We start from the raw sequence: 13,307 nt of genomic DNA, 5'->3' as shown, positions 1-13,307 counted from the left end.
ATCAAGATCAAAGCGAGCACACCCTTGCATCACGATCCGCGGGGCCGGGCCGGCCTCCGGCCTCCCGGCAACCCCCACCCCCGCCGCGCAGTCCCGCGCAGCCCGCCCCGTGGCCGTCGCGAGGTGGTCGCGGTGCTGAGGATCGTCAACGGCTACAGCCCGGAGTACTTGTTGAAGGAGGTCGCCACCGGGCGGGAGAACTACTACACCGGAGCGGTCGCCGAGGGCGAGCCGCCGGGGCGCTGGTGGGGCGCCGGGGCGGAGAAGCTCGGCCTGCAGGGCCTGGTCGAGGCCCAGGACATGCGCGCGGTCTACGAGCTGTTCCTCGATCCCCGGGACGCCGCGTTCGGTGACCCGTCCCAGTGGGACACCGCTGGAACGCTGGGACACACCGGACGCAAGTACCAGTCCGAGGACCAGATCTACGCCGCCGCGCTGGAACGCGAGCCGGACGCCTCGCCGGAACGCCGCGCCCAGCTCCGGACAGAGGCCGGACAGAAGGCTCGGCACAACGTTGCGTTCTACGACGCCACGTTCTCCGTGCAGAAGTCGGTCACGCTGCTGCACACCGCGTTCGAGGCCCGCGAGGTCGCCGCCCGCCAGGCCGGGGACGAGGACACCGCCGTGGCGTGGGGCGAGTTCCGCACCGCGGTCGAGGACGCGATCTGGGCGGGGAACAACGCCGCCCTGGAGCTGCTGCAGGACAAGGCCGGCTACACCCGGGTCGGGCACCACGGCGGCGCCGCCGGCCGCTACGCCGACGCCCACGAGTGGACCGTGGCGTCGTTCTTCCAGCACGACTCCCGCGACCGGGACCCGCAGCTGCACATCCACAACACGATCCTCAACCGCGTCGAGGGACCGGACGGGATCTGGCGCACCGTCGACGGCCGGAGCCTGCACCGCTGGCGCCCGGCCGCCGCCGCGGTCGCGGAGCGCACTACCGAGGAACGGCTCACGGCATCGCTCGGACTCGTGATGGCGACCCGCCCGGACGGCAAGGCCCGCGAGGTCGTCGGCGTCTCCGAGCAGGCGATGAGCCTGATCTCCACGCGGCGGCACAAGGTGACCGCGAAGACCGCCGAGCTGGTCGAGGCGTTCGAGGCCCGCTACGGCCACGCGCCGAACGGCTACCAGCTCGAACGCCTCGCCCAGCAGGCCACCCTCGCCACCCGCGCCCGCAAGTCCCACCACGGCGAGACCCGGGAGGACCTGCTGGACCGGGTCGCGGCCCGGATGGACGCCGAGATCGCCGGTGGCCTGGCCGGGATCGCCGACGCCGCCTTGGCCGCCCGTCCGGGCGAGGTCGCGCCGATGCAGTGGTCCCCGGCCGAGGTCGTCTCGGTCGCGCTCGCCGAGGTCCAGAACTCCCGGACCGTGTGGACCCGCCCGGACCTCATCCGCGCGCTGAACAGCGCGCTGCCCGACCACCTCGGGATCAGCGACGGCGGCCAGATCGCGAAGTTGCTCGACATCCTCGCCGACGAGGCCATGACCGCCGACCTCACCAGCGTGCAGACCCAGCGCCCCGCGGCCGACGTCCTGCCCGATGAGTACAAGCTCGCCAACGGCGACTCCGCATTCGAAGCCCCCGGCGCCACTCTCTACGCGACGACCGGGCACGTGCACACCGAGCGGATCCTCGCCGGTGCCGCCGGCCGCCACGACGGCGAGCGCCTGCCCGACGCGGCGATCGATCGGTTCCTGGCCGGGCTGGCCGTCGAGGGCACCCGGCTCGGGGCCGCGCAGGAGGCCGCCGTCCGCGGCGTTCTCGGTTCCGGGGCGCGGGTCGAGACCCTGGTCGGCCCGCCCGGGACGGGGAAGTCGTTCACCGTCGGGATGATGGCCCGCGCCTGGACCGACCCCGACCTGACCGGCAGGCCGGAGCGGCGGGTGTTCGGGCTGGCGACCGCCCAAGCGGCGACGTCGGTGCTGGCGGAGCAGGGTCTCACCGCTCGCAACATCGCCGCCTGGCTCGCCACGCAAGACCGGCTCACCGCCGGTCGGCCCCGCGACGACACCGATCTGGGGTTCCGGCTGCACGCCGGGGACATCGTCGTGGTGGACGAGTCAGCGATGACCGACACCCCCGCCCTGGCCGCGATCCACGGTCACGTGGACGCGGCGGGGGCGAAGCTGCTGCTGGTCGGGGACCCGCGTCAGCTCGCCGCGATCGGCGCCGGCGGCGGCATGGACCTGATCGCCCGGGCGGGCGGGGCCCGCTACGAGCTCAACGAGGCCCGCCGCTTCACCCACGAGTGGGAGCGCGAGGCGTCGCTACGGCTGCGCGAGGGCGACACCGAGGTCCTGGACGAGTACCACTGCCACGGCCGATTGATCGACTGCGGCGACGTCACCGCCGCCGAGACCGCCGCCGCCCGCGCCTGGCTCGCCGACACCCTGGATGGCACCCCGTCGCTGCTGCTGGTCGACACCAACGACCAGGCCGACCGACTGTCCTCAGAGCTGCGCGCACAGCTCGTCAACCTGGGCCTGGTCGCCGAGCAGGGTGTGCGGCTGGGCCGGACCGGTGCCTACGCCGGGGTTGGGGACGTCGTCGAGGCCCGCGCGATCGGCCACGACCTCGCAGGCTACGAGGGCAACACCCGCGCCCCGCACACCCGCGAGCGGTTCCGCGTCCTCGGGGTGCGCGACGACGGCGGCCTGGACGTCACCACGGACCTGACCCGCGACGGCAACGAGGACAGCGTGGGGGAGCGGATGGTGCTCTCGCCGCGGTTCGTCGCCGACGACTTGGCCCTGGGCTACGCCGGGACCCGCTACTGCGGGCAGGGCGCCACGGTGACGACCTGCCATTCGGTCGTCACCGACCGGACCGACCACGCCGCCGCCCTGGTCGGGTTGACTCGCGGGACCGACGCCAACACTGCCTACGTCGCCACGGTGACCGAGCTGCCCGACGCCGCCGACGGCAGCCGGGACCACCAGCTGCACCGCTCCCCGAAGGCCGTCCTGACGACCGCACTGGAGCTGGCCGAGCCCGACCGCTCCGCGCTGACCATCGCCGAGGACTCCGCCCAGTGGGCCGAGTCGATCCCCGTCGCGGCCGAGCTGTTCGCCGACGCCGCCCATCAGGCGTCGGTCCGACGCACGAGCGCATGGCTGGACCGGCTCACCGACACCGGAGTCCTGACGGTCGAGCAGCGGGACCAGCTCGCCGCCGAGGACGCCTCCACATCGCTGACCCGCGTGCTGCGCCGGGCCGAGGTCTCCGGCACCGACCCCTACGCCACGCTGCACGCCACAATCACCGGCCAGCCACTCACCGGCGCCCGCAACCTCACCAACGTCATCCACGCCCGTCTCCGCGACCGGCAGCGGTTCGAACCCGACGTCGGCACCTGGGCCGACCGGGTCCCGCACCTCCACGACCCGCAGATGACCCGCTACCTCGACCGTCTCGCCGAGCACATGGACCAGCGCACCGCCGACCTGGGGGCCGAGGCCGCGGCCGAGCCGCCGCGCTGGGCGACCGACCTGCTCGGCGAGGTCCCCGACCGGGATGACGACGAGGCCCGCGCGGAGTGGGAGCGCAAGGCCGGTGCCGTCGCCGCCTGCCGCGCGTTGACCGGCCGCGAGGACACCGACGTGGCCGAGGCCGGCCGTGCCGAGGCGCTCGACCTGCTCGGCGCCGCGCCGAAGCCGGGGATGGTGGAGCACCACGCCGCGTACTGCGCGGGGTGGGAGGCGATGGGTCGGCCGCGGGCGGACCGGGAGGAGTTCGAGCTGTCCGACGGCGCGTTGCGGATGCGGGTGCGGGCCTACGAGCGGCAGCAGGCGTGGGCGCCCCGCTACGTCGCCAACGAACTCGCCGGAACCCGCCAGGCCGCCGAACACCACCGCGGCGCCGCCACCCTGCACCGCGCCGAAGCCAACGCCGCCACGGACCCGGCACGCGCCGCCGAGCTGCACCAGGCCGCTGACGGCGCCGCCGCCCTGGCCGCCGAGCTGGACCAGCGCACCGGCGAGCTGGAGGAGGTCGAGGCCGCCCGCGGACGCTGGCTGCTGCGCACCACCGTCGACCGGGACAAGCACGACCGCGCCGTGATTGCGCTCGCGCACCGCAACAGCGACCGCGACGCCCCCGACGATCGAGTCACCGCCGACGAGTGGCTCACCGCCCACGACGAGGCCATGCGCGCCGATGACGAGCACCGCCCGATCACCGAGCACGACCTCAACGACGCCGTCGACGAGCCCCAGACGCTCAACGACGGCCCGGTCCTGGAGACCGCGGTCTCCGACCTGCGCGAGTCCGCCGCGACCGAGCCGCAGGAACGGAACGAGGACGACGTCCGCGTACCGACCACCGCCGAGTCCGAGGACGCGGTCACCCGCGCCCGCCGGGCACTGGACGAGATCCAGGCCCAGGAGGCCTACGAGGCCGGCCTCGACACACCCGAGGCCCGCGACGTCGACCACGCCCACGAGGACCCGTATGCCGACGAGTCCCTGGACGGCGAGGACGACTACGCCGACCGCTGGGGCTGACCTGGATCGGTCACGATCGCCTCGACGACGGCCCGCCACAGCGGCCACCGCTGCGGCGGCTCGTCGTCGGGGCGCACTGGCCACGCCATGTGGTAGCCGTCGTCCTCCATGCCGAGGTACGCCTCGGCGATCTCCATCGCGGACCACGTCCGAGGTGACCGCCACAGCTCCAACGCCGCGGCCACCGGCGCTGGCAACAAGCCGCCCGGGATCCGCTGGGCCGGGCCCCACGACGCCTCCACGACTGGACAGCCGTCCGCGCGGGTCCCGGTCTGCACAAGCTCGGCCGGATTCCACCGCACGATGTGCTCACCGACCCGCGGCACGTCGACCAGGAGGAGCCCCGTTGGTAGCAGCTCGCCGGGTCGCTGCAACGCGATCTGTAGGTCGGCCTGCTCCCAGGTCAGCACCAGCCGCGAGGCGTTCACGAACGACGCGAGGAAGCCGAAGGTCTCCACGGCCGTGTGCGCGTCGTCGCCCGGGTAGAACAGCCGCGAGCGGACGTAACCCGCGTACGGCTGGCGCCCCAGGTCCTCACAGAACATGTGCATGGTCGGAGGCTGGACGAACCCGCCCTCGGCCAGCATCGCGTTGGTCGTCGCGATGGCGATGCTCTCCAGCTCGTCCACCACATCGCTCTCTGTCATGTGCCAAGCATGCAGGTGACCCCTGACATTCTGGTGCGCACGGAGGAGGAGCGCATGAGTTTCAGCTCTGTTCGAATCCAGAGTCGGAGAAATTCAGGACGGTTGCATTCTCTCGGATTGTCCGCATTTTGGATTCATCGAAACCGCTGGGAGTGCGCGCACTGATCTCTACCCGGACTTCCAGTTCGACATCGGCGACAGCGGCGAGTTGCGCTATAATCTCCTGCGCAATCTTGGCGAAATCGCCCGCATATCGTTCGGAACTGAGTTCTTTAGCTCCAAAGTATCGAGTCATGGGAGTTGGATTCGAAGTGAGGTGCGGGCCTGACGGGCCATCGCCAGCTGTATGGGAACTGGCGGGACTCGAAGCACGGTCCATCATTTCAGGTCGTTCTGTGGCGGCGATCGTATCGTCAGGATTTCCCGTCGCGGTTGCGGCCGAGCGACGAGCACGGTCGTCGCGGACTTGCGCCAGTGCCCGGGCTGGCTGCACTATCAGCAACGAATCCGTGATCTCAGGCGGGCGTGACTCTGTGCCGGGGACCACGAGACCTGTATAGCGCTCGCCGTCCCAACCCGTGGCGACCGCAAAGCCCGTCTGCTCCCAGATAAGTTCGCTGTCCACGACGGATGCGATCCCGTCGGCAAGAACTGAGCGGTCGCGCAATCGTGCCAGGTACGGATACGTCGTATAGTAGCCCCAGAGCTCCCCGAAAGAGATGTGCCCCAGCTTGTCCCAAGCAGGGCGAAGCGGGCCGTCCAGGTCGAGGCGGATGACATTCGCTGCCCGCTGAAGAGACAGGTCGTCGCCCGCGCGCAACTTGGCCGCCGTTCGCTCGGCGACGTCGTCCGTTGTCCCATCGGCTTTGATGGCCTTGATCGTGACCGGCTGGTCCTGCGGCAGGAGTGCCCAATGGAACGTAGCCGGGAGCCGGTCCTTGACCGTCTGGTCGGCGCGGTCTCTCCGATCCTCGGCTTGGGCGCGCTGCGCAGCGGTCAGGCCGAGAGCTTTGTCAGCGTTGTCCCGAACGTACTTCCACGCCAGGTACTGCCGGATGGACTCGTCGAGCTCTCGGTATCGAGCCGCATCGGCGGCCAGGAAGACGACCATGTTCTGATGTACTCGGGCCGAGGAGCCGCGCCGTTGAGCGACGTTCAGAGCCCAGACTGCGGCGGGTGATTCGTCCTTCTGCTTGCGGTCGTACGTCTCCTTGCACGGCACGATCACCAACCGCACGTCCGGGGTGTCGGGAACGTCGGCCGAGCTGTCCGGCGTCACGTGCACCGCGGCGAAGCCACGTGGAGAGCTCTTCTTGATCGGGTCCAGCCTGCGCTTGACCTCAGCCCACGTGTCCTCGGGGTGCAGGCGCTCGGCGTAGTCGCGAGCAGTCCGGGTGGTGTTGGCCTGGGTGTCGTACCAGTAGGCAGCCCCAGAGCTGTAGAAGTAGGTCGCCCGGTTAGCCAGGTGGTTGAGGGCGGAGTGAAAGTTTCCGGGCACGTCGCCAGGGAGCGCGGTGCCTAGGAAGAGCCGCGCTCGGTCAAGACCTTTATGAGCTGTGCTGAGAGTCGGGGTTGCGCCTACGAAGACGGTTCGGGCGAGTCGCTGGGTGGTGTGGCGGGCTCCGAGCAACGGCTGTTCGTTGTCCACCTGAGCCGGGGCAGAGGTAGGGCCGTCCACGTCGGCGTCGACGATTGGCTTCCACCTGTCGTCGAGGTACTGGGAGATCTCAGTCAGCACTTGATCGGTATCCAGCGGGACGGAGCCGGGCATGATGAGCGGGGCCGTGTCGCCCTCGCGCCACAGCTGGCCGACGACCGTGTTCATCAGGCGCAGCACGCCGCGAGTGCGTTGGAAGCGGTCAAGTGTGGACCAGTCCTCGTAGAGACGGTCGAAGAGCTCCGGGTGCACGGGGTAGGAACGTCGGATGCGATCACCGTAGGCCGAGTCCGAGACAGACTTGGGAAAGTCCCCGGAATGTTTGCGGTAGAAGGCGATCATGGCATCGGCTGTTGCCGAGATCTGGCCCAGCTGTGTGCCGTCCGGTGTGGCAAACAACCGGCGTCGCACGATCTCGAAGCTTTCGTCCGCGCTGGCCGCCCGCCACTGATCTGCTGTCCGACGCACTACGTTCTGAAGACGTCGAAGTGCCTCCCGCCCATTATCGCCGCCCACTTCCTCGTCGCTCACCCCGTCGGCACCCGTCGTCGTCGCCGCGTCGGAGGAAGCCGGAATGGAGATCACTACAAGGACACCGGGGACGGCCTTCGCGGTCTCGGTGAGGGACTGGGCGAAGGTGAACTGTGTGTCGAAGCTGCCGCCCGCGAGGTCGTCGCGGCCATAGAGTCCGCGCGCGTAGGCAACCCACTCGTCGATGAGGATGACGGCGGGGCCGTAGCGGGCGAACAGCTTGCGCAGGGCCTCGCCAGGGTTGGTCGAGGTTCGATCGGCGTCTGCGACGAGAGCGAAGCCCTCTCGGCCGCCGAGCTGCCAAGCGAGCTCGCCCCAAAGCGTGCGGATAAGAGTGCCGTCGGCCTTGGGCTGGAGACCCGACGGAGCAATCTGGTTGCCCACAAGCGCCACTCGCCGAACGGAACTGGGGAGTTCCTGGCCTGACAGGAGGTCCTGGAGCTCCTGCGGGTAGTCAACGAGTGGGCGTCCGGAGGCAAGGTGCCACAGCGACAACATCGAGTGGGTCTTGCCACCACCGAAGTTTGTCTGCAGGTTTATGACCGGCGAGGCATTGAGGTCTCCAGCGAGCCGGCGTGTTGCCCGCTTGATCAGGTCCTTGAGGCCTGCCGTGAGATAGGTCCGGCGGAAGAACTCGACGGGGTCGGTGTACTCGGCGTCGCCCTCACCGCGAGCGACCATCGAGAGATCGGCGGCGAACTCGGCGGCGTGGAAGTTCCCACTGGCTACGTCATCGTGCGGGCGTAGAACCTCGCGCCAGGGGGCGAGCCCGTTTGACCGAAGGTCTGAGGAGCTCCCGTTGCGGACCGCCTTCCGGTCCTCTTGCTCGGCCGACAACCGCCGGAGGTCGATGCGCTGACGTTTGACTTCTTCGGCCTGTTTAGGGGTGCCCGCTGCTCGGAGCAACCGTTCGACTGAGTCGAGCGCTCGGTAGGCGTCGTCCGACGAGAAGGATGCGTTGTGCGCCCACTTGTTCCTGGTCTCGCGGAGCTCGCTTGCCAGGGACTGTTCGGAGCGGGAGAGATGAGCGTTGAACGGGTACCACCCGTCCTTCACCGCTCCGGTGACATTCTCGCTGAGCATTCGAAGGCTGCACTGCGGGTCGAGTCGGCTGTAGGTGCCGGGTCGCCCACCTCGTTGAGCGTCCTTTGCCGCCAGCACGAGAGTCCAGTCCGAACCGTCGGCGAGCTCAGGAGCGAGCACACGTGTGATGAACTCGTCGAGCCCGACCGCCAACTGCTCGAAAGCCTGGCCTACACGGTCACGGTTGCTCAGCGCCATCGTTCATGCCTCCTCGTCCGCGGTGGTCTCGTCTGCGCCGTCCTCGACGTCGTCGGGCTCCTCGGCGAACTGGTCTGGTGTCTCGAATCCGCCTACGAGCTCGTCGGCCTCGACGTCGCGCTGGGCGGGCTTCCCCATTGCCTCTTCGACGAGCTCGAGGAGCGCCCGGCGCCGGCGCAGGAAGTAGGACTCGAAGTCGGCGGTACGGAGCGTTGCCGGGTCGATCAGATGGGCCGCGACTACCTCGTCCAACTCCTCCGGCTTTAGCCCAGCGGTCTTCTCAAGCTTCGGCATGTAGGACGCCGGCGACGCGCCGCCCACCATCTGGTTCGTCTTCCGCGCCAGCGGAGTCTTGTTCACGATGCTCTCGCGCATCCAACTCTCGACGTTGTTTGTGATGCACCACTTCCGCGGGAACACGTGATGGATGTCCACCCGGAGCGCAACAAACTGGTTGTGGTCGAAGGTCTTTTGGAAGCGCCAGTCCTTGCAGCCGCGCGCCATGAGAAGCGCGTGGATCCCCTTGTAGGCGGCGGACTGTCGAGAACGAAGCGTCAACAGACGCGACTCGGTAAAGCTGGCTCCTGCGACAGTGCTCGGGATGCCCCGGTCTCGTTCTCCAGCCGTCGCACCCACTCCGGCCAAGGCCCACGAGGGAACCTGGTCGAGGTCACGGGCGAAGCGAGTTTCAGTTGCGCCCCCGTACTGCTCGCCTAGCACGCCGCTCCAGTACCAGCGACGGAGACGTGCGCGGACTGCGTACACGTCCGCCTCCTCGCCGAGGACGACGCGCATTGCAGCCAATGGAATTAGCTGGGTTTGGTACGGCACGTCGTCCTGCCGGTGGATGTGCTCGTCGTGCAGAAACTGTGCGACCCACACCAGAGCCTGCCGAACTGGCTCGGCCCACCGCAGGTAGTCGACGAGGTCGAGCTTAAGAATGTCTTCCTTACGGGCGTACGTCGCGCCAATCCCGTGGCTGGTGGCAAGCAGCGTCACCGCTTGTAGGAAGGCCGTGCTGTCGAACTTCTTCAACACGGGGTGCGTGTCGATCACGGCTTGGGTGAGGGCCCAGTCGTCGTTCAGACGGAAGTCGACGCCATGCTCGGCGTAGTACCGCGCGTCGCCAGCGAAGATCGATGTCAGTAGCTCGAAGACGTTGAGCGGCAGCCCACCGGTGTTGACCTTTTCGAACACGGTGGCGACTGCAGCTTTCGTCGTCGCCTTGTCCAACTCGATCGCGGGAATCTCGTAACTCTGCAGCGGGGTGAGCACCTCCCCCTGGAACCGCTGGATCAGAGCAGTCCGCTCTGCGAGATGACCAGTGGCGGACGGGAACTTCCACAACCAGTCCAGCAGGTTCGGCTGATCATAGACGAGCCGAAACGGAAACAGACCGTGCACGCGCTCGAGCTCCGGTGTGGACACGTCGAGCGTGACGTCCCGGCCGAAGTTGGTCCGCTCGATCCCGTCGCCAGGCAGTGTGCGGAGGGCGTCTTCGAGGCGCAGCGGATCGACCATCGCACGCTCGATGTCGATGTAGAAGCGGCGTCGTACCTGCTTCTTCCGAACATCTTCGGTGTCGACCACGCCGTCACCGGTGAGCGACTGAACGAGCGACGTGAGCCGCTGCTGGCCATCGAGCAGCAGGTGCTCCGGCGCAGCCACAGCTGCGCCTACGGGCGTTCCTTCGAGCGGCTTGGGCTTGAATCGGACCTGGTCGTTGCCCGTCTGCAGCAGCATGATCACGCCAAGCGGGTGGCCGAGAGTGATGGTGGCTAGGAGCGCGCGGATGCGCTCCTCGTCCCACTTGTAACTACGCTGAAAATCCGGTAGCTGGATTCTCCCGTTGTTAACTCTATCCAATAGGGTCGACAGTTTATGCTGCGGGGTCAAGAAGCCCACGAGTCTAGCCTCTCGTATAGTCGAACGTGCCCTGCTTGCTCGGCCGCACTACTCCGGAAACGATGTCATTCCAAGCGGTTCCTAAAGCGTTGAATTCGATGGCGACCTTGGTGCGCTTTGAGTCCTCAGCAAGTGCGAACAGGAGAAAGCCGAGCTCTTTACATAAGTCGCGATCAATTGAATCTGGTACTTCTGAAAGCAGGGATGAAGTCGCGACGATCCCGCTTTCGGTGAGAGTACGGGATAGATGCATGACAACCTCCCATACGCTGATATACGCATCGGTTTGAGGGTTCCATGCGGGATCGAGGGTTGCTGGCGCGAGCAAGCTGACTTTGCCGCGTGTACCACGAAGACTAAGGATCCCAGATCGTTCAAGGTGCTCCAGAGATGCGTTACGCGCGCGAGCGAGGTTGTCCGCATCGCCAAAATCTCCTGCTTCGAATCCGTGCTGGCGGAACCAGGCTAGGGCGAAACGTGTATCTGAGTCAAAGTCACCTTCCTGCTCAGACAGGACCTCATCGAGTACCTCATTAATGAGTGATAGTGCCGCTCGAACGCTCATCGGCGAGCCGTCATCGTTTAGAACCGCTGAGTAGCGACTGAATACGGCCATTCCGGGTCCAATGGCCGCTTGTGGAAGATCGACTGGGGCGATGGCTCCCTGTTGTAGTTCGCGAAGCGCCTGGGGTAGTTCGCCCTTCAAGGCGCTGATAAACCCTCTTCGTGGAGTCTGCGATGCGCTCGCAGGCCGAGGACGGAGAGCTAGTACAATTGAGGATGCGAGTGCATTGCTTCCAATGTCTCGCATCCTGCCGCCTCGCTCACTTCGCATTGGCCATGTTGCAGTTATCGACCATCCGGCGCTGAGCATGCCATCGAGCAGGGTTTCCCACCCGGTAGACGCTTCGCCATGCATGTTTGTCTCCACCTGCTTAAAGGCATAATATACAGTTATAGGGAAGTTGGGGATAGCATGTTCACGGGCTCTGCGGAAGATTCCGTTGAATCCTGATTCGAAGAACTGATGCGCTCCGCTCTTGCCGTCATGCCGATATGGGTTGGCAACTAGTTCGTTCTCTTTTGGCGTGAGCAGGGTTGATAACAACTCAGGATGGATGGTCCTAAGGGCTCTCCTTAGCCAAACATAGAAGAAGTCACTTAGATCAGAATAGCCGATATTGTCGTAGTACGGTGGATCTGTCGAGATGAGTAGGCCTTGTAGCTGACGCGTCTGTGCGTCGAGCTGGGATACGGTACCCGGCTCGCCCCCTGGAAGTGCTGCAAAAGCCTCGCCAGAAGTCCTTAGCGCGACGCCGAGATCACCCGCTGCTCCTCCAAACGGGGATACTTCGACAAAGTCCCATGTCATTGGTATTGCTTGACGGGCGAAGAGATTACGAGCCTGATCCCTTGAACTCGACCACGTGACCAGCGAGTTGTTGAGATCTGCCCCTCGACTTACGGCGGCGCCGAGATACAATGCCACCGCGTCTGCGTAGGATGCGCTCCATTTCTCTGTCTCCGACCGTTCTGCGGTCGAGTCGCAACGTGCGATGGCATCAGAGTAGACGCGCTCGCGCGCCTCGACTACGAGGTCGCTGAAGGTTGTCAAAGCCACTAGTTGTCGAGCGGTGAATAAATCCGAAATAGTTTCCAGGCCATAATTTGGTGCAGTTATGGCACGTGGGTCGTATCCGAGCCGACCATCAGGTGCGTCCTCCGGTCGAGCAAGAGATGCAGCCTCTATCTGCTCCGTGCTGGGCGGAAGGTAATGTCTGGTGCGTTTTCCCTCCGCAACGATACTTAGTAAGTCAGTGCCGAGACGACCCGCTTTGCCTTCTGCTCGAATGTATTTTAGGTCGACGGCCGCTGAACAATTTATGCATGTGGCTCCGGTGCGGGTGACTGTCCCTGAATCAGCTGTAGTAGAACCATTCGGCGAAGGGGAAGTGTAGCTAATCCGATATGTGACTATTCCGTTCACGGTGGATGGAATTACCCAAGCTTCGCGCCCCTTCTTTCCCCCGATTTGCCAAGACCGAACGAGAGGCATTCGGATGCCGCAGGCGGGGTTTGGACAGGTTACGGTTCTGGCCCATATCCAGGCGATCACCGAAGCTTTCGATCCGTCGGACAACGTCGCTTTCGGGTAGTTGCTGCCGATTCTCTTTTCAGCTTCGTCTCGAATCCAGTTTCCGTAGAACTGGACATCGTCGGCGAGGCCGGTGTTACTAGGCCAGCTGCCTTGACGAAGAACGGATGCTTCAGGGTTGACAGGAGACCGGCCTGCAAACTTTGGTGGAATCTCGATTAATGCTTTGTTGATGAGGACGGCGACCGGGTTCAGATCACTTGCGTGCGCTTCGAGGCCAAGGCGTTGCGCTTCAAGGGGAATTGCTCCTCCGCCAGCGAATAGGTCTAGAATTGGTGGCGGTGCGCCATCTGTGGAGTCGAGGATCTCCTGACGAGCCTGCATAAAGACCTCGTCGTCATGCAGGTTCTCCCACGTCACCATGCGCTCGATGAGTCGATGGAGTCGTTTTCGCTCGTTGATCAGATCGGCGTCGCTGGGGAAGCGTTCAGGGTGAGAAGATGGATCGTCAACGAGCTGGGCGAACAGCACCGCCCGAGCAGCGGCAAGCGGCCTGCGTGCCCACCACAAATGGAATGTAGATGGATGACCGCGGCGGATAGATTTTTCTCGCGCTGACTCACGATTGATGACTTCAAGGGGCAATGCAACCTCGATGAGCTTGCGCTTCATTGGGGTC

General features: G+C 65.9%; 5 protein-coding genes. 1 reads left to right on the top strand and 4 read right to left on the bottom strand.

What is annotated here, in order from left to right:
• Positions 1–132: 132 nt before the first annotated feature.
• Positions 133–4,512 carry a MobF family relaxase gene (mobF, locus tag Pdca_RS25345; protein ID WP_232021188.1) on the top strand — a complete coding sequence of 1,460 codons (4,380 nt, stop codon included), beginning with the start codon at positions 133–135 and terminating at the stop codon, positions 4,510–4,512.
• Here the strand turns inward: mobF and Pdca_RS25340 are convergent.
• The 4 genes from Pdca_RS25340 to Pdca_RS25325 form a co-directional block, all read right to left on the bottom strand.
• On the bottom strand, positions 4,491–5,159 hold the full coding sequence (locus Pdca_RS25340; protein WP_085916425.1) for a hypothetical protein: 669 nt from the start codon (positions 5,157–5,159) through the stop codon (positions 4,491–4,493). The genes mobF and Pdca_RS25340 overlap by 22 nt on opposite strands.
• A gap of 61 nt (positions 5,160–5,220) precedes the next feature.
• Positions 5,221–8,628, bottom strand: a complete 3,408-nt coding sequence (locus Pdca_RS25335) for a Swt1 family HEPN domain-containing protein (protein WP_085916424.1) — start codon at positions 8,626–8,628, stop codon at positions 5,221–5,223.
• 3 nt (positions 8,629–8,631) lie between these two features.
• A complete protein-coding gene (locus Pdca_RS25330) occupies positions 8,632–10,533 on the bottom strand; it encodes a DUF262 domain-containing protein (RefSeq protein ID WP_085916423.1) in 1,902 nt (633 codons plus the stop codon).
• Positions 10,534–10,537: 4 nt separating this feature from the next.
• Positions 10,538–13,300: a DUF1156 domain-containing protein gene (locus Pdca_RS25325; RefSeq protein ID WP_197719820.1), complete on the bottom strand. Its 2,763-nt coding sequence runs from the start codon at positions 13,298–13,300 to the stop codon at positions 10,538–10,540.
• Between the last annotated feature and the right edge of the window lie 7 nt (positions 13,301–13,307).

Source organism: Pseudonocardia autotrophica (assembly GCF_003945385.1).
Taxonomy (GTDB): Bacteria; Actinomycetota; Actinomycetes; order Mycobacteriales; family Pseudonocardiaceae; genus Pseudonocardia; species Pseudonocardia autotrophica.
The sequence above is the reverse complement of the archived record's forward strand: the minus strand, read 5'-3'. Positions and strand labels throughout refer to the sequence as shown.

Coding starts and splice junctions, on each gene's coding strand:
- Pdca_RS25335 (WP_085916424.1), bottom strand. CDS start 8,628: ATGGCGCTGAGCAACCGTGACCGTGTAGGCCAGGCTTTCGAGCAGTTG.
- Pdca_RS25325 (WP_197719820.1), bottom strand. CDS start 13,300: ATGAAGCGCAAGCTCATCGAGGTTGCATTGCCCCTTGAAGTCATCAAT.
- Pdca_RS25340 (WP_085916425.1), bottom strand. CDS start 5,159: ATGACAGAGAGCGATGTGGTGGACGAGCTGGAGAGCATCGCCATCGCG.